We start from the raw sequence: 16,483 nt of genomic DNA, 5'->3' as shown, positions 1-16,483 counted from the left end.
CGGGGTGAGCATCGGGGCGACAGGACGCCGCCCCGAAACGTTGGGCTATTAATCGGCGGCGCGTCCACCGATTTCCTTGTCCCATCGTGCCAGCAGTGCCTGCCGCCGCTCGGCCGAGCCGAATTCGGCAAAGTCATAGTCGATCAGCTTGATCTGGCTCATGTCCGGCACGTGCTCGGATGCCACTGCGGCCTTGTTTGATGGCAGTTGGAACGAGCCTGCCTCGGGCATCAGGTTCTGCACCTCGGCCGACAGCACCCAGTCGTAAAATATCTTGGCTTCGTCCGGGTTTTGCGCGTTTTCGATGATCGACATCGACCCGACCTCAAAGCCCGTGCCTTCGCAGGGCGCGATGGTCTTGATCGGGAAACCTTCGACGGACTGCGCCACGGCGTCATGCATGAACACGATACCCAGCCCGGCTTCGCCACGCGCGGCCGCCTTGACGGGGGCCGAGCCCGACTTGGTATATTGCGAGATATTGGCGTGAAGCGCTTTCAGATATTCAAAGGCCTCATCTTCGCCCATCAACTGCACCAGCGTTGCCAGTGCCGTATAAGCCGTGCCCGATGAGTTGGGATCGGCAATCTGGATTTCACCCTTCAGCGCCGGATCCAGCAGATCCGACCAGCAGGCCGGCTCCTTCAGGCCCTTTTCCTCGAAGATCTTGGTGTTGTATCCCCAACCCAAAGCCCCGCTATAGACACCCACCGTGCGATTGCCTGAAACCTCGGCCTGTTTGAGAGCCCAGTCATGCAGTTCCGACATGCGGGGCGATTCATAGACGGCGGTCAGCCCGTCGGCCGCGGCCTGCAAATGCGGATCGCCGGTGCCGCCCCACCACAGATCTGTCTGCGGATTGCGCGCCTCGGCACGGATCTTGGCATAGGTTTCGCCCGAGGACAGGCGAACCATGTTCACGCTGATATCGGAATGCTCTGCCTCGAATGCGGATACGAGTTTCTCGCATACGACGACATCTGCCGCGCAGATCAGGTTCAGTTCGGCTGCGCCGGCCGCGAATGCCGGCAACATCGCTGTGCTGACAGCAAGGGCCGCAAGTTTCCCCCTCATAACCATTTCCTCCAACTCCCTCCCCAAGGATGCTTTTGCAAAGCTGTGCATAAGGTTCAGTTGCGAATCGCCCTGCTGTCAACAAATTTAAGAATAATTTAGACATTGCCCGGAAAATGCTGAATGATTACCGTTGCAAACCAGTGCAATTCTCAAACCGCCAGAGCGTCCAGTGTCCCGCAGATCCGTCAGCGCAAAAGATGTTGCAGATTTGGCAGGCGTGTCGCGTGCGGCGGTTTCGCGCTGTTTTACCCCCGGGGCCAGCGTGTCGCCCGACACAAGGGCCAGGATCCTCAAAGCGGCCGATCAGCTTGGCTATCAGGTCAACCGGCTTGCCAGCGGCCTGATCAGGAACGAAACCGGGCTGGTCGCCCTGATCGCATCCGAGATCGCGACGCCGTATAGGTCACACCTGCTTTCGGCACTGACCGAAGCCCTGCAACAGGCAGGAAAGGTCGCGCTGGTCATCAACACCGACCGTTCCGATGCCAGTGTCGAACGCGCCATGCGGCAGGCGATCAGCTATCGCACGGATGCGGCCATCATCCTTTCGGGTATGCCGGACCAGTCGCTGGCCGAGACATGCCTTCGCAACGGAATGCGGCTGGTGCTGATCAACCGTGACGAAGAGCGCGAAGGGGCGTTGCGGGTCCGGGTGGACGATGCCGAGGCCGGTAGGCGGGCCGTCGCGATCCTTTTCGCGGCGGGTTGCAGGCGTATCGCGCTGGCCAGTTCTGCGGCGGATACGCCCAGCCTGCGCGGACGCGAGCACGGATTCCGTGAAGCCGCAACGCGCTCTGGCATCGACTGGATCGAAGAGCGTCGAGGCATGACCTCTTACGAAACCGGACGGACGTTGGGCATGGCGCTGCTTGCGCGGCCAGATCGTCCCGACGGCATCTTTTGCACCACCGACCTGATGGCATGCGGCATCATGGATGTCGCGCGATGGCGGCTTGGCATTCGCATTCCCGAACAACTGTCGCTGATCGGGTTCGATGACATCGCCCAGGCGGGGTGGGAGGGATATAACCTGACCACCTTTCGCCAGCCCGTGGACGAGATCGCAAGGCGCAGTATCGACTGGCTGCTATCAGGAAACGGCGGCGACAGTATCAAGGAGCTTGCGATAGAGACGACATTGGTCATGCGCAGATCGGTGGCGCAAGGTGTGGTTGCAACCACCTGAGTAAAAGAAGGGAACGCCCGAAAGGACCCAGCCGTTCTGACGGGAGGATGTGAACAGACCGACCCCGCTAGTCGACGCCGGCGGTAAAGGAAAAGACGACCTCGGGAACCAGCGCAAAGGTTGCACTACGCCGACGAGGATCTCACGGACATGGGCCTCACGCTACTAGGCAGATGGCGCCTTAAACCGTTCATGAGGAAGGCGGTGTTTATAAAACGTCATTCCGCGGATCGGTGCCCGGAAGCTGCCTGTCTGACAGGGCCATTTACGGCGATGCTGCCGCCGCAAATCACTCGGCGGACCCCCTTGGCGGCAGGCTGCATGAGGCATCTAGGTCTTCCGCCGCGCCGCCCCAGTCTTTCTTCGTTGCCCAAATACCCCCGCCGGAGGCAGCGGCCAAGGGCCGCTTCCCGGTCAGGCGAGTTCCAGATTCAGGCTTTTCTCAAAGGCGCTGCGATAAAGCCGCGACAGGTCGGTCAGTGGCGCGGCATCGCCGCCAAAGGCGACCAATTCGCCGCCAAAGCTGCCGACCTGCATCAGCGCAATTCCTGCCATTGCGGCGGCTTCGGCCAGTTTCGCGGCATTTCCGGGGGTGCAGGCCACCAGATAACGCGCCTGATCCTCGCCAAAGAGCTGGCCGATATTGGCACTGTCCAGCGTAACCCCAAGTTTCGCCGCCTCGGCCAATTCGAAAGCGGCCAAAGCCAGCCCGCCATCCGCCAGATCGGTCGCGGCCGAGATCAACTTGCCATGGCCGCGCAGGAATTCGCCGTGACGCCGCTCGGCGGTCAGGTCCACATGCGGCGCATCGCCCGCTTCGATGCCAAAGGCTTCGGCGGCCAAAGCCGATTGACCAAGGTGGCCTTTCGTTTCGCCGATGACCAGCGCGACATCACCCTCGGCTGGCAGACCAGAGATCAGATCGTCCAGATCAGCGATCAGCCCGACACCGCCGATGGTGGGGGTGGGCAGGATGCCCTTGCCGTCGGTTTCATTGTAAAGCGAGACGTTGCCCGAAACGATGGGGAAATCCAGCGCCGCACAAGCTTCGCCGATGCCTTTGATGGCGCCCACCAACTGGCCCATGATCTCGGGCTTTTCGGGATTGCCGAAATTCAGGTTGTCAGTCGTGGCCAGAGGCAGGGCGCCGCAGGCGGACAGGTTGCGATAGGCTTCGGCCACCGCCTGTTTGCCGCCCTCATAGGGGTTCGCCCTGACATAGCGTGGGGTCACGTCGCTGGTGAAGGCCAGTGCCTTCTCGGTGCCATGCACGCGCACCACGCCGGCGCCAAGACCGGGGCGGCGGACGGTGTCGGCACCGACCTGGGTGTCGTATTGTTCCCAGACCCAGCTTTTGTGTGCGTGGTTCGGGCTGCCGATCAGCGTCTTCAGCGCCGCGATGGGGGTGATCGCGGGCAGGGCGGGCATTTCACCGGCAGGCGGCGTTTCGACCCAAGGGCGGTCATATTCGGGCGCGCTGGAGGACAGTTTCGACAGCGGCAGATCGGCCATGACTTCGTTGCCATGCAGGATCAGGAAACGATCCTCGGCGATGGTTTCGCCGACGATGGCGAAGTCCAGATCCCATTTTTCAAAGATCGCCCGCGCCTCTGCCTCTTTTTCGGGCTTCAGCACCATGAGCATCCGCTCCTGGCTTTCCGAGAGCATCATCTCATAGGCGGTCATATTGGTTTCGCGCTGCGGCACGGCGTCCAGGACCAGCTTGATGCCCAGGCCGCCCTTGTCGCCCATCTCGACCGCCGAACAGGTCAGGCCCGCAGCACCCATGTCCTGGATCGAGATCACGCTGTCGGTCTGCATCAGCTCAAGGCACGCTTCCAGCAGGCATTTTTCGGTGAAGGGGTCGCCGACCTGAACGGTGGGCCGTTTTTCCTCGATCGTGTCATCGAATTCTGCGCTGGCCATGGTGGCGCCGCCGACGCCGTCGCGGCCCGTCTTGGCGCCCAGATAGACCACGGGCATGCCGATGCCCGAGGCGGCCGAATAGAATATCTTGTCGCTGTCGGCCAGCCCGGCGGCAAATGCGTTCACCAGACAGTTGCCGTCATAGCTGCGATGAAAGCGCACCTCGCCGCCGACATTCGGCACGCCGAAAGCATTGCCATAGGCGCCGATACCCTCGACTACGCCCTTGACCAGATGCGCCGTCTTGGGATGATCGGGCCGGCCAAAGGACAGCGCGTCCATGGCGGCGATGGGGCGGGCGCCCATGGTAAAGACGTCGCGCAGGATGCCGCCCACGCCGGTCGCGGCGCCCTGATGCGGTTCGATATAGGACGGGTGGTTGTGGCTTTCCATCTTGAAGACCACGGCCTGCCCGTCGCCGATGTCCACGACGCCCGCGTTCTCGCCCGGTCCGCAGATCACCTGCGGCCCCGTGGTCGGCAGGGTGCGCAGCCATTTCTTGGACGACTTGTACGAGCAATGTTCGTTCCACATGGCCGAGAAGATGCCCAACTCGGTAAAGCTGGGTTTGCGTCCGATGATCTCGAGGATGCGCTGATATTCGTCGGGCTTGAGCCCGTGCGCGGCGATCAGTTCCTCGGTGATCTGCGGTTCGTTCATGTCAGGCGCCCTTTTCCCCGGTATTGCGGCCTTTTAAGCGCCGCCGCCCGGTTAGGAAAGAGCCCGCGCGCGAGGGCAGGAAAAACGAGCCCGCCAAGGGCAAAAAAAAGCCGGGCACAAGGCCCGGCTCAAGTCCAACAGGGAGGTGAAGGTTATGAGAGTTTCCTCAAATCATCCCCTTCGAGATGGGAGATATGTGCAGCGGCCCGGGGGTTCAAGGATCATTTCCGCATTGCGGCACATGGCCGATATGCATTCTGCGAATGCCTTGTGCAAAAGCGCCCGGCATCTGCCTGCGGGGTGTTCATCCGGCGGACGGATCGCCGGGCTGGTCGTCGGTCTGTTGGCGACGCAGCGACTGGATTTCCTCAAGCACGAAGTCGCGGAACGCCGCGACACGGCGCGAGGCGCGCAGTTCTTCCGGGAAGGCCAGAAAGACCGGGACCTCGCCGGACTGAACATCCGGTAAGACCCTGGTAAGATTTGGAAAATCCGACGAAAGATAGTCCGGCAGGACGCCTAGCCCGACATGGTTCAGCACGCCCTGCAATACCCCGAAGTAATTGTTCACCATCAGGGTCGAGCTGATGTTCCGGCTCAGCAGCATCTGCGACAATACCGCGCCCGAACTGACCTGCGGCGTCTGTGGATTTTGGCAGATCAGCCGGTGCGTTCCCAGATCTTCAAGCGTCTGGGGGACGCCCGCCTTGGCCAGATACTCGGGCGTGGCGTAAAGTCGCATGCGGATATTGAGCAGCCGACGGCGGATCAGGTCCTGCTGGTTCGGCTCTTTCATGCGGATGGCGACATCTGCCTCGCGCATGGGCAGGTCCAGCACGCGCTCTTCCAGCATCAGGTCGATCTTCAGATCGGGATAGCGGTCGTAAAGCTTGGCAAGCCGGGGCACCAGCCACATGGTGCCGAAGCCGGTGGTCGTGGTGACCTTCAACTCGCCAAAGACGCTTTCCTCGCTGTCGCGGATGCGCGCGGCCGTGGTGTCGAGCTTACGGACCATGGAAGAAGTCGCCTCGAACAGCAACTCACCCTGTTCAGTCAGGATCAGCCCGCGGGCATGGCGGTGAAAAAGGGTAGTGCCCAGCGAATCCTCGAGCGCGCGGATCTGACGGCTGACTGCGGACTGGGACAGATGCAAAACATCGCCCGCGTGGGTCAGACTGCCCGCGTCGGCGACGGCGTGAAATATTCTTAACTTATCCCAATCCATAACAGTGCTTTCTTGCGGCATCAGCCATGCAATCCGTGCAACCCTTATCACAGAAGATTAGCGGAACAAGCCTGCAAAACGCCAAGAAAACCCTTTATCTGTCAGTGTTGCTTACCCACAATGCCGGGCGAGCAGCCATGTAGCAGGCGAAGGGCTGATAAGAGGGCAGGAAACACCGGGACGAGCCGATTCGCTGCGACAAAGCGCCCGATTCTTTTACATGGAAGGCAAGCGGAGATCCGGCGGCGGTGGAGGCGGCACCCCGCAAGCCGCTGTGCCCCATGAAACGGGCCGAGCAGCCGCTGCCGTTGGACGGTCATGGTCCTGTGGTCAAGCCAAGGCACCGGCGGCCGGATGACATAAATCATGGCGTTCCCGCATGACGCATCTTAAAAAGACGCATCGCGAGCAGGAGGCTGGACATGGCAGTGGGCGTATTCGATTCGGGTTTGGGCGGTCTGACAGTCCTGTCCGCGATTGCCGCCCGCATGCCCGAACTGCCCTTGGTGTATCTGGGTGACAATGCCCATACCCCATACGGCGTGCGCGATGCCGACGACATTTTCGACCTGACCTGCGCTGGGGTTGAGCGGCTTTGGGCCGAAGGCTGCGATCTGGTGATCCTTGCCTGCAACACCGCGTCGGCAGCCGCGCTCAAGCGCATGCAGGAAACCTGGCTGCCCGCCGACAAGCGCGTTCTGGGCGTCTTTGTCCCGATGATCGAGGCATTGACCGAAAGGCGCTGGGGCGACAATTCGCCCCCAAATGAGGTGGCAGTGAAGCATGTGGCCTTGTTTGCGACACCCGCCACCGTCGCCAGCCGAGCTTTTCAGCGCGAATTGGCCTTTCGCGCCATCGGCGTAGATGTCGAGGCGCAGCCCTGCGGCGGTGTCGTGGATGCCATTGAGATGGGCGATGAAATCTTGGCCGAAGCTTTGGTGGCCAGCCATGTCGAGGCGCTTTTGCGCCGCATGCCCTATCCCGAGGCGGCGATCCTGGGCTGCACGCATTATCCGCTGGTGCAGGCCGCTTTCCAGAAGGCGCTGGGGCCGCAGGTCACGGTTTATTCCCAGCCCGATCTTGTTGCTGAAAGCCTTGAAGATTACCTTAAGCGCCATCCCGAAATGCTGGGCACGGGCAGCGTCCGGCGCTTTCTGACCACGGGTGATCCCGAGCGCGTCTCGGGTAAGGCCACGCAATTCCTCCGCCATCCGATCAGGTTCGAAAGTGCCTGAAACAGGAAAGCCTGCACTATGAAATCACTAAAGAAAAAACGCCGCATCCAGATCTTGATCGCCGCTGCCGTGGCCCTTGTTCTGGCCGTTGGCCTGATCGGCTATGGGTTTCGTGACGGCATCAACCTTTATCGTTCGCCCAGCCAGATGGCCGAAAATCCGCCCGAAGCCGGCGAGGTGTTCCGTCTGGGCGGGCTGGTCGAGGATGGCAGTCTGGTCCGTGGCGTCAGCGAGACAGTGACTTTCAGTGTGACCGACGGCGGTGCCTCGGTTCCGGTGCGGTTCACCGGCGTGCTGCCCGACCTTTTTGCAGAGGGTCAGGGCATGATCGGTACTGGCCGCATGGAGGGCGAAACCTTTGTCGCCTCCGAGATACTGGCCAAGCATGACGAAAACTACATGCCGCGCGAAGTCATGGATTCGCTGAAAGACCAAGGCGTCTATCAAGAACCGAATTCCTGAGCACCGCAGGCGCGGCCCTTGGCAACGCGCGCTTGGTTAACGGCCGGTTAACCGGATTTCTCCAGCCTTGATCCACTTCAGGATTGGGGGCTGGAATGAAGACAGTAGAGCAGATTGCGGCAGAAATCGTCGCGCGTGAGGGGGGCTATGCCAACGACCCCGACGACCCGGGTGGGGCGACGAAACACGGTGTGACACTGGCGACGTTGCAGCGGCTGGGCATCGACAAGACCGGCGATGGTCGCGTCGATGTCGCGGATGTCAGGGCGCTGACCCGCGCCGATGCCCAACGCATCTTTATCGAGCATTACTTCCAGCGCCCGAGGCTGGCAGAGCTTCCGCGCCCGGTACAGGCGTCGGTCTTTGACATGTATGTCAACGCCGGCAGCAATGCCGTGAAGATCCTGCAACGGCTGGTGACGCGCATGGGCTTTGCGGCGGTGGACGACGGCGTGGTCGGTCCGCGCACCATTCTGGCCGCGCAGCAGGCCGAAGCGGCGGCGCCCGGCCATTTCGCCGACGCCTACGGCATTGCGCGGCGCAATTATTACTATTCTCTGGCCGATGCACGCCCAGCCAGCCGCAAATACGCCCGCACCCAATCAGGCGGCAAGGGCGGTTGGATATTGCGGGCCGAGGAATTCATCTCCTCCAGATATCATCTGACGCTGGCCGAACACCGGGCGAGGGTTGCGAAATGGGCTTGATGGACCGTTTTCTTGGAGCGGGGGCCGCTGTTACGACGGTGACCAATGCCGCAACCGGTATGGCCGAGGTTTTTCGCGAGAATGCAACCCGCCGGATGGAACTGGACGAAGAGGCCTACGCCCGCGCCATTGCCCAGCTTTCCGGTGACTTTGCCGCCCAGCCGCGCGGCTGGTTCGATGGGCTGATGAACGGGCTGAACCGAATGCCCAGGCCGCTGATGACGATGGGGACATTGGGCCTGTTCGCCTATGCGATGGTCGATCCTCAGGGTTTCGGCTTGCGGATGGAGAACCTGAACCTTGTGCCCGAACCGCTTTGGTGGCTGCTGGGAGCCATCATCAGCTTTTATTTCGGCGCGCGTGAAGCGCATTATTTTCGTGCCCGCCCCATGTTTCGCAGCCCGTCCTCAACCGGGCCGGCCGATCCCGTGCAGGCGGCATTTCAGCCTTTAGAAGCAACGGATCCGTTCCAGGACAATGCCGCGCTGCGTGACTGGGCGGCCACGACGGGGGGAAACTAGTCACCTGAATCTAAATTTCGGCACATAGATTTTGCTGTTCTGCGAACCAGCGCTCCACCTGGTTGATCCAACTGGCTGAGGTGGGTGTGAAATGCACATGCCAATGCGGGCGCCGGGCGAGCCAGGCCTTGATCTTGGGTGTCTTGTGGGTGGCGTAGTTGTCCATCACCAGATGCACGTCCCGTCCTTGCGGCAAGGTTGCATCGATCCGCTTCAGGAAGTCGAGGAACGCGGTCGCCCGGTGCCGCTTGTAGCATTTGCCGATCACCGCCCCTGTGGCGATATCGAGTGCTGCAAACAGCGAGGTCGTACCGTGGCGGATATAGCTGTGGGTTCTCCGCTCGGCGACACCCGGCGCCATCGGCAACACCGGCTGTTCCCGATCCAGCGCCTGAATCTGGGATTTTTCGTCCACGCACAGCACGATGGCCCGGTTCGGTGGGGCCATGTAAAGGCCGACGATATCCTGCACCTTGTCGACGAACAGCGGATCGGTCGAGAGCTTGAACGTCTCGCTGCGATGCGGTTGCAGGCCGAAGGCGGCCCAGATCCGGCGGATGGTGGTATGCGACAGGCCCGTCGCCACAGCCATCGAGCGGATCGACCAATGGGTGGCGTCCTTCGGCGTGGTGTTCAGTGTCCGCTCGATCACCTCGGCTACCTGATCGTCCGACACCGTGCGGGGCCGACCAGGACGATATTCGTCGGTCAGCCCCTCGATCCGGTCCCTGACGGACCGTCTGCGCCACTTGCCGACAGTATGCTCATGCACTCCGAGCCGCGCGCCGACCTCCTTGCTTTGCAGCCCTTCCGCACAGAGCAGGATTATCCGGCACCGGTCCGACAGCGAACGCGCCGCCTTGTGCCGTCGAACCTGAGCCTCCAGAAACCCGCGCTCCGCGGCGCTCAGAACCACCTCGTCCGCCACCCGGCCTACCATAGCATCCTCCGAAACCGCTCGGATCAATGATACGGACGACAGTTCCGGGGGAATAGCGATGCTGTGACAATCTGGCGGGCACGGGGGGCTGGTTTGCCGCCCGCGCCGGGGTTATCCTGCGCGGCAGCCACCCGGAGAACGCCCATGATCGCTGAACTTGGCCATTTCGCCCTGATCCTTGCCTTTGCGGTGGCGATATTTCAGATGTTCGTGCCGATGATCGGGGCCGCCAAGGGCTGGAGCGGCTGGATCGACTCGGCCCGGCCCGCCGCGCTGGCGCAATTCGGTCTGGTCGGAATTTCCTTTGCGGCGCTGACCATCGCCTTCGTGACCTCGGATTTCTCGGTCGCGCTGGTCTATCAGAACTCTCATACCGCCAAGCCGATGCTCTACAAGATCAGCGGCGTGTGGGGCAACCACGAGGGCTCGATGCTGCTGTGGGTGCTGATCGTGGCGCTGTTCGGCGCGATGGCGGCGACGTTCGACGCGAACCTGCCGCCCAAACTGCGCGCAAGAGTGCTGTCGGTGCAAGGCTCGATCGGCGCGGCGTTTCTGGCCTTTATCCTGTTTACCTCGAACCCTTTTCTGCGCATGGACAGCCCGCCTTTTGACGGGCGCGACCTGAACCCGCTGCTGCAGGACCCGGGTCTCGCCTTCCATCCGCCGTTTCTTTACCTTGGCTATGTCGGCCTTTCGATGGCCTTCAGCTTTGCCGTGGCCGCGCTGATCGAGGGGCGGGTGGATGCCGCTTGGGCGCGCTGGGTCAGGCCATGGACGCTGGCGGCCTGGGTCTTTCTGACCATCGGCATCGCACTGGGGTCTTGGTGGGCCTATTACGAGCTTGGCTGGGGCGGCTTCTGGTTCTGGGACCCGGTGGAAAACGCCAGTTTCATGCCTTGGCTGATCGCCGCTGCGTTGCTGCATTCCTCTATCGTCGTCGAAAAGCGCGAGGTTCTGAAAAGCTGGACCATCCTGCTGGCGATCATGGCCTTTGGATTTTCGTTGATCGGCACCTTCATCGTCCGCTCTGGCGTCATCACCTCGGTCCACAGTTTTGCCAGCGATCCCAAGCGTGGTGTGTTCATTCTGGCGATCCTGGCCTTTTTTGTGGGCGGCGCGCTGCTGCTTTACACTTTCCGCGCCACCTCGATGCAGGCGCGGGGCGCTTTCGCGCCGGTCTCTCGCGAGGGGGCATTGGTACTTAACAATATCCTTCTGGCGGTTTCGACCTTTGTGGTCTTCATCGGCACGGTCTGGCCGCTGGTGGCTGAGATGCTGTGGGACCGCAGGCTGTCGGTGGGTGCACCGTTTTTTGAGCAGGCATTCACGCCCTTCATGGTGGCGCTGGCCATCGTTCTGCCAGTTGGCGCGATCCTGCCGTGGAAGCGGGGCAAGCTGAAACGTGCGCTTTATCCGTTGCGCGGCGCGTTGGTCTTTGCGTTGGCGGTGATGGCGCTGGTCTTTGCCATCTCGACCGGCCATTCCGCACTGGCCGTGATCGGTGCGGGCCTTGGGGCATGGCTGGTCGCGGGTGCGGCCGTGGACCTGTGGCTGCGCACCGGTAATTCCGGCCTGTCGCGCCTGCGCAGGCTGCCCCGTGCCGATTGGGGCAAGGCCGTGGCGCATGCCGGGCTGGGCGTCACCTTCATCGGCATCAGCCTGTTGATGGCGTGGCAGGCCGAGGATATCCGCGTGGCCAGGATCGGCGAGACCTTCTCGGTCGCCGGTTATGACATCACCCTGCAAAGCGTCGAAGAGCGTCCCGGCCCGAACTATAACTCGATCATCGCCGCGATGACTGTCAGCCGTGACGGGCGGCAGGTCGCGCTGTTGCATCCCGAAAAGCGGGTCTATCCGGTGCAAGCCATGCCCACGACCGAGGCGGCGATCCAGAGCGGTCTGTTCCGCGACCTCTATCTGGTGATCGGGGATGAGCAGCAGGATGGCGGCTGGGCAGTGCGCAGCTATATCAAGCCTTTCGCCCTCTGGATCTGGTTGGGCTGTGGGCTGATGGCGCTTGGCGGGTGCATCAGCCTGTCGGACCGGCGCTATCGCGTCGCTGCTGGGGCGCGTCAAGCTCGTGTCGCACCCCAACCGGCGGAGTAACCCATGCGCGCACTGATCTTTTGCCTGTCGCTGCTGTTCGCGCTTCCCGCTTTCGCGGTCCAGCCTGATGAGGTGCTGGCGGACCCGGTGATGGAGGCCCGCGCACGCGAGATCTCCAAGACCCTGCGCTGCCCGATCTGTCAGGGCGAAACCATCGATGAATCGAATGCCGCGATCAGCCGTGATCTGCGGCTTTACCTGCGCGAGCGTCTGGTGGCGGGCGACAGCGATGCTGAGGCAGTGGCGGCCATAGCCGACCGTTTCGGTGAATATGTGCTGTTCGAGCCACCGGCGCGCGGGGTGAACTGGCTGCTTTATCTGGCCGGGCCGATCATGGCGCTGTTCGCGTTGTTTCTGGGCTGGCGCTTTATCCGCTCGCGCGGTCTGGCCGAGGAAGGGCCTGCGAAGCTTAGCGATGAGGAAAAGGCCCGGCTGGAAAAGATCCTGCGCGATTGACGCTGGGTCGGGGCTTTCCTGTTCCGCAGTGCCTCGGCAAGATGGCCGAAAGCAGGGAAGGGGCAGGGATGAGCTTTCAGACGATCGAATTCACCCATCAGGACGGTATCGCAAGGCTGGCGCTGAATCGGCCTGACGTGGTGAACGCGCTTAATCGCACCATGCGGGCCGAGATCGTCGCGGCGCTGGTCAACCTGCCGCAGGACACGCGCTGCGTGGTGATGACCGGGAACGGACGAGGCTTTTGCTCGGGCCAGGACCTGACAGATGCCACTGGTGGACTGGATGTCGAAACCATCCTGCGCGAGGAATATGAGCCTATGCTGGCCGCCATCAGCGATGCGCCGGTGCCGGTGATTGCCGCCGTGAACGGCATTGCTGCGGGGGCAGGGGCCAATCTGGCGCTGGCCGCCGATGTCGTCATCGCCACCGAAAGCGCCAGTTTCGTTCAGGCTTTCAGCCGGATCGGGTTGATCCCGGATGCTGGCGGCACCTTTATCGTGCCACGTTCGGTCGGTGTGCCGCGCTCCATAGGAATGATGCTGTTCGCCGACCGGATCCCGGCGGCCAAAGCCGCGGAATGGGGGCTGATCTGGGAGGCAGTGCCGGACGCCGAGTTCGAAACGGTGATCGCCACGCGTGCGCAGACGTTGGCCCAAGGCCCGACCGCGGCCTTTCTGGCGATCCGGCAGGCGCTGCGTGCCTCGGGCAGCAATGACATGGTCGGGCAACTGCGGCTGGAGGCCAAGCTGCAAGGCGACATGGCCCGGACAGCGGATTTCCGCGAGGGCGTGGCGGCCTTTCTGGAAAAGCGCGCGCCCCAATTCAAGGGCCGCTGATCTGAGCTAATGCCTTTTGGCAATTCGTCGAATTTCAGAGGTGCTGTCGCTACACATTACCGGCAAAGCCGGAGTCCGCTTTTGTTGGGAATGTTTTAGCCGATACGCAGAAAGCGCGGTGACATCCGTCGGTTGTCGAAGAAGGGCACCGTGGGTTGCAGGGCAAGCGGCCTGTTGCCGACCATGGCCAGCAAGGCCGCGACCTCGGCCAGCACCACCTCGGTGATGAAGGGCAGGTCCAGCGCCCGGGCTTGGGGCAGGGGCACCCAATGCAGGTGCGAAAGCTCGTCGCAGGCGGCGCTGAAATCGTTACGGTCGCCATGCAGGCGTTCGGCGTCCAACAGCAGAAAACGGGCGTCGAACCGGCGTGTGCGGCCGGGCGGAGTGATGGCACGGAACAAATAGATCAGCGCCGAAGGATCCGGCGCCAGCCCGGCGCCGGCGTAATGGTCCCATCCCTCGGGGGCGGAGCCGGGCCGGCCGGTCAGCAGACCGGTTTCCTCGGCCAGTTCACGCAGCCCTGCGGCAGCCAGCGCCTGTGGCGTTACCTGTGACCCCTCGCGCGGCTCGGCTGCCAGCAGGGACGAGGTGCGCGGCGGCAGGTCCCCGTCCAGCCGTGCCTGCGCATCGGCGGCATCCACTGCGCCACCGGGAAAGACATATTTCGAGGGCATGAACGCTGCTGAAGCGCCCCTTTGCCCCATCAGTACCGATGGCCCGCCTTGGGCATTGCGGTCCAGAACGATGACGGTGGCCGCATCGCGGATCGGTTGATCGGCAGAGTTGGGGTTCTCGGGGGTGCTTCCGGCTGCGATATTCACGATGCGGCGGCCTCGATTGCGGCAGGCTCGTGTGCGCTCGGCTCGACGCCGAACCCATGCATCCGGCGCGCCCATTGAAAGCCGATCAGCCCACCCTTGATGACGGGCAGCAGCAACAGCGACAGCACGATCGCACCGATGCTGAAGCCGATCAGCATGGCCATGGCCGAAGGGCGATACATCATGAAGATCGCCAGCAGCAGCGGCGCACCCAGATGCGAGACCACCAGGATGGTCAGGTAGGCCGGACCGTCATCGGCCCGCTGATGATGCAACTCTTCTCCGCAATGCGGACACGTAGGCCGGACCGACAGATAACCCCGAAACAGCCGTCCTTGCCCGCAAGAGGGGCAGCGGCCCAAGGCACCGCGCAGCATGGCGGGCTTGATCGCACGCTCGGACGAGGCCCTTTCGGAATGGGCATGAGACATTGACGCGTTCCTTTCCTGTGCCGCTTATATTTAGGACAGGTGGTCCACAAATGAAAGCCGGGCTTAAGTCCGGGACTGCCGCGACAAAGAGACGCAGCGGCAATTTATGCCGCAATTTCCTGCGGGGCCATGACGATCCGGTTGCGGCCCGAAGATTTGGCCCACAGAAGCGCCCGATCGGCGCTGGCCAGCAGTGCCTTGGGGTCCAGTGGCGAAAGGTGCGGCCCGCCATGGCCCATTGCGATCCCGACCGAAATGGTGACGTCCAGCGCGGCAGCCGTGCACCCAAGTGGCAAGGGGATCGGTTCAGACATCACCGCCCGCCGCAGATCCTCGGCCACGCGGCGGGCGGTGGTGGCCGGACAATCGGGCAATACAGCCAGAAACTCCTCGCCTCCGATGCGGGCAAGCAGGGCGTCCTCGGGCAGGGTGGCGGCGAGGCGGGCGGCAATCTCGGTCAGAACGGCGTCGCCGGCGGGATGGCCGTGGAGGTCGTTCACCAGCTTGAAACGGTCTAGATCCAACAGCATGACGGCCAGATCGCTTGGGTGTTCCTGCGCATTGGCGGCGAGTCCGGCAAGTCGCGGCAGGGCAAAGCGGCGATTGTGCAAGCCGGTCAGCGGGTCGATCATTGCCCAACGCATGTTGCGCTGGGTTTCCTGGCGCAGACGGTCGGCCTCCTGCTTGCGGACCAGTTGGGCTTGCAGGCGCATCGCGGCTTCGGTCGCGGCCTCGGGCCCGGCCAGATCCCATGGCAGCACGTCCCCCGCGCCAAGATCAAGCGCCACCGGCATCATGTCCAGCCGCTCGGGGCGCAGGGCGATGACGATAGCCGCCTCGCGCGAATGGGGACGGGCGCGCAATTCGGACAGCAGACGCAGACCGTCGCCCCGTTGCTGGATATCGGCGGCAATCAGATAAAGATCGGCCACCCGGTTCGAGGCGGCCTCGACCAAGGCTTGTTCGGGCTCACGGACCAACATCGTGAAATCCACCCGGCCCCGCAAGGCATGCCGCCAGCCCAGTGCGGTGGCGGGTTGATCGGCGACAAAGACCACCCGAGGGCGGCTGTCAGGGACAAAACCGGCCGCTGCTTCGGCCATGCCGGGTACGGGATGGTCCAGCGCGCCGATCTCGCGTCGCATGAGCCCGCGAATTCGGGCGAGCAGCGTCAACTCGTCGCTTGCGGCGTCGATTAGCGCCGTCGCCCCTGCCCGCAGTGCTGCGATGCGATTGCTGCCACTGGCCTGCACCAACACCGGCACATCGGTCGCGCAGGGCAGCGCCCGTAGCGCGGTGCACAGGGCGGGACCGTCCATGTCTGGCAAGCTGGCCCCGATCAACACGATCTGTGGGTGGATGAGCTGCGCCATACGCAGTGCTTCGGCCCCCGAGGTGGCAGTGGCGACCTCGTAGCAGGCCGAGGCCAGTCGCACCTTCATGGTGATGCGATTTGTCGGTAATCCGTCTACAACAAGAATGCGCCCTGCCATGGTCACGCTTGCTTTACACCCCAGGCCCAAAGCCGCATCTTGCGCGAGAATAGTTAACAAAACCTTTCCGGACCCGACGAATCTCGTCCCGGTCTTCCTGAAAGCGAGCATGGAATGACACAGAACGAAGCACGCGATATAGCGGATGCGGGCTTTGCCCATATTGCCGCAGATCCACAGTTGGTGGGGGCGCTGCTTGCGCAATCTGGTTGCGACGTGGCCGGACTGCGCGCCATGGCGGCGCAGCCCGAATTTCCGGTTTTCGTGCTGGACTTCCTGTTGGAACAAGACCAGCGGGTGCTGGATTTCGCCGGCTCGCTGCGTATTGCCCCGCAGCGGGTGCAGATGGCCCGCGCCGTGCTGGGCGGGGGCGACCCCTGGTAAGGGCCGCCGCATCG

The 16,483-nt window shown here is 62.8% G+C and carries 15 protein-coding genes and 1 pseudogene; 9 read left to right on the top strand and 7 right to left on the bottom strand.

The window, feature by feature from the left end:
- Positions 1–48: 48 nt before the first annotated feature.
- Positions 49–1,074 carry an ABC transporter substrate-binding protein gene (locus tag JWJ88_RS06465; RefSeq protein WP_205293298.1) on the bottom strand — a complete coding sequence of 342 codons (1,026 nt, stop codon included), beginning with the start codon at positions 1,072–1,074 and terminating at the stop codon, positions 49–51.
- Between the two features lie 220 nt (positions 1,075–1,294).
- Here JWJ88_RS06465 and JWJ88_RS06460 point away from each other — a divergent pair, with 220 nt between their 5' ends.
- Entirely contained in the window at positions 1,295–2,263 is a 969-nt protein-coding gene (locus JWJ88_RS06460) for a LacI family DNA-binding transcriptional regulator (protein ID WP_240200216.1), read from the top strand.
- Between the two features lie 414 nt (positions 2,264–2,677).
- Here JWJ88_RS06460 and purL read toward each other — a convergent pair whose 3' ends face one another.
- Together purL and JWJ88_RS06450 are read right to left on the bottom strand one after the other, a co-directional pair.
- Positions 2,678–4,849: a phosphoribosylformylglycinamidine synthase subunit PurL gene (gene purL, locus JWJ88_RS06455; RefSeq protein ID WP_205293296.1), complete on the bottom strand. Its 2,172-nt coding sequence runs from the start codon at positions 4,847–4,849 to the stop codon at positions 2,678–2,680.
- A gap of 304 nt (positions 4,850–5,153) precedes the next feature.
- Entirely contained in the window at positions 5,154–6,074 is a 921-nt protein-coding gene (locus tag JWJ88_RS06450) for a LysR family transcriptional regulator (protein WP_205293295.1), read from the bottom strand.
- A gap of 422 nt (positions 6,075–6,496) precedes the next feature.
- On the opposite strand from JWJ88_RS06450, the gene JWJ88_RS06445 reads away from it, so the two are divergent.
- The 4 genes from JWJ88_RS06445 (at position 6,497) to JWJ88_RS06430 (ending at position 8,999) form a co-directional block, all read left to right on the top strand.
- Complete coding sequence (locus tag JWJ88_RS06445; protein ID WP_205293294.1) at positions 6,497–7,309, top strand: glutamate racemase; 813 nt, start codon at positions 6,497–6,499, stop codon at positions 7,307–7,309.
- Between the two features lie 18 nt (positions 7,310–7,327).
- Positions 7,328–7,771, top strand: coding sequence for a cytochrome c maturation protein CcmE (gene ccmE / locus JWJ88_RS06440; RefSeq protein ID WP_205293293.1), 444 nt, complete (start codon positions 7,328–7,330; stop codon positions 7,769–7,771).
- 95 nt (positions 7,772–7,866) lie between these two features.
- On the top strand, positions 7,867–8,478 hold the full coding sequence (locus JWJ88_RS06435; RefSeq protein WP_205293292.1) for a holin-associated N-acetylmuramidase: 612 nt from the start codon (positions 7,867–7,869) through the stop codon (positions 8,476–8,478).
- Positions 8,469–8,999, top strand: a complete 531-nt coding sequence (locus tag JWJ88_RS06430) for a holin family protein (RefSeq protein WP_205293291.1) — start codon at positions 8,469–8,471, stop codon at positions 8,997–8,999. The genes JWJ88_RS06435 and JWJ88_RS06430 overlap by 10 nt, the downstream gene beginning before the upstream one ends.
- Before the next feature lie 37 nt (positions 9,000–9,036).
- On the opposite strand, the pseudogene JWJ88_RS06425 reads toward JWJ88_RS06430, so the two are convergent.
- A pseudogene (locus JWJ88_RS06425) lies at positions 9,037–9,939 on the bottom strand (IS630 family transposase); the annotation flags it as partial.
- Positions 9,940–10,083: 144 nt separating this feature from the next.
- On the opposite strand from JWJ88_RS06425, the gene JWJ88_RS06420 reads away from it, so the two are divergent.
- The 3 genes from JWJ88_RS06420 to JWJ88_RS06410 all read left to right on the top strand — a co-directional run bounded on the left by JWJ88_RS06420 (position 10,084) and on the right by JWJ88_RS06410 (position 13,340).
- Positions 10,084–12,045: a heme lyase CcmF/NrfE family subunit gene (locus JWJ88_RS06420; RefSeq protein WP_205293290.1), complete on the top strand. Its 1,962-nt coding sequence runs from the start codon at positions 10,084–10,086 to the stop codon at positions 12,043–12,045.
- 3 nt (positions 12,046–12,048) lie between these two features.
- A complete protein-coding gene (locus tag JWJ88_RS06415; protein WP_205293289.1) occupies positions 12,049–12,501 on the top strand; it encodes a cytochrome c-type biogenesis protein in 453 nt (150 codons plus the stop codon).
- Positions 12,502–12,569: 68 nt separating this feature from the next.
- Positions 12,570–13,340: an enoyl-CoA hydratase-related protein gene (locus JWJ88_RS06410; RefSeq protein ID WP_205293288.1), complete on the top strand. Its 771-nt coding sequence runs from the start codon at positions 12,570–12,572 to the stop codon at positions 13,338–13,340.
- A gap of 95 nt (positions 13,341–13,435) precedes the next feature.
- On the opposite strand, the gene JWJ88_RS06405 is transcribed toward JWJ88_RS06410, so the two are convergent.
- The 3 genes from JWJ88_RS06405 to JWJ88_RS06395 form a co-directional block, all read right to left on the bottom strand.
- Positions 13,436–14,161 (bottom strand): NUDIX hydrolase, encoded by a 726-nt coding sequence (locus JWJ88_RS06405; RefSeq protein WP_240200112.1) that lies wholly within the window; start codon positions 14,159–14,161, stop codon positions 13,436–13,438.
- Positions 14,158–14,592, bottom strand: a complete 435-nt coding sequence (locus JWJ88_RS06400; protein ID WP_205293287.1) for a DUF983 domain-containing protein — start codon at positions 14,590–14,592, stop codon at positions 14,158–14,160. The genes JWJ88_RS06405 and JWJ88_RS06400 overlap by 4 nt, the downstream gene beginning before the upstream one ends.
- A 104-nt stretch (positions 14,593–14,696) precedes the next feature.
- Positions 14,697–16,085: a diguanylate cyclase domain-containing protein gene (locus JWJ88_RS06395; RefSeq protein WP_205293286.1), complete on the bottom strand. Its 1,389-nt coding sequence runs from the start codon at positions 16,083–16,085 to the stop codon at positions 14,697–14,699.
- A 114-nt stretch (positions 16,086–16,199) separates the two neighbouring features.
- Between JWJ88_RS06395 and JWJ88_RS06390 the strand changes: the two genes are divergently transcribed.
- Entirely contained in the window at positions 16,200–16,469 is a 270-nt protein-coding gene (locus tag JWJ88_RS06390) for a DUF3572 domain-containing protein (RefSeq protein ID WP_205293285.1), read from the top strand.
- The last annotated feature ends 14 nt before the right edge of the window (positions 16,470–16,483 follow it).

This window comes from Paracoccus methylovorus, assembly GCF_016919705.1.
Classification (GTDB): Bacteria; Pseudomonadota; Alphaproteobacteria; order Rhodobacterales; family Rhodobacteraceae; genus Paracoccus; species Paracoccus methylovorus.
This window is presented reverse-complemented; position numbering and strand designations above follow the sequence as displayed.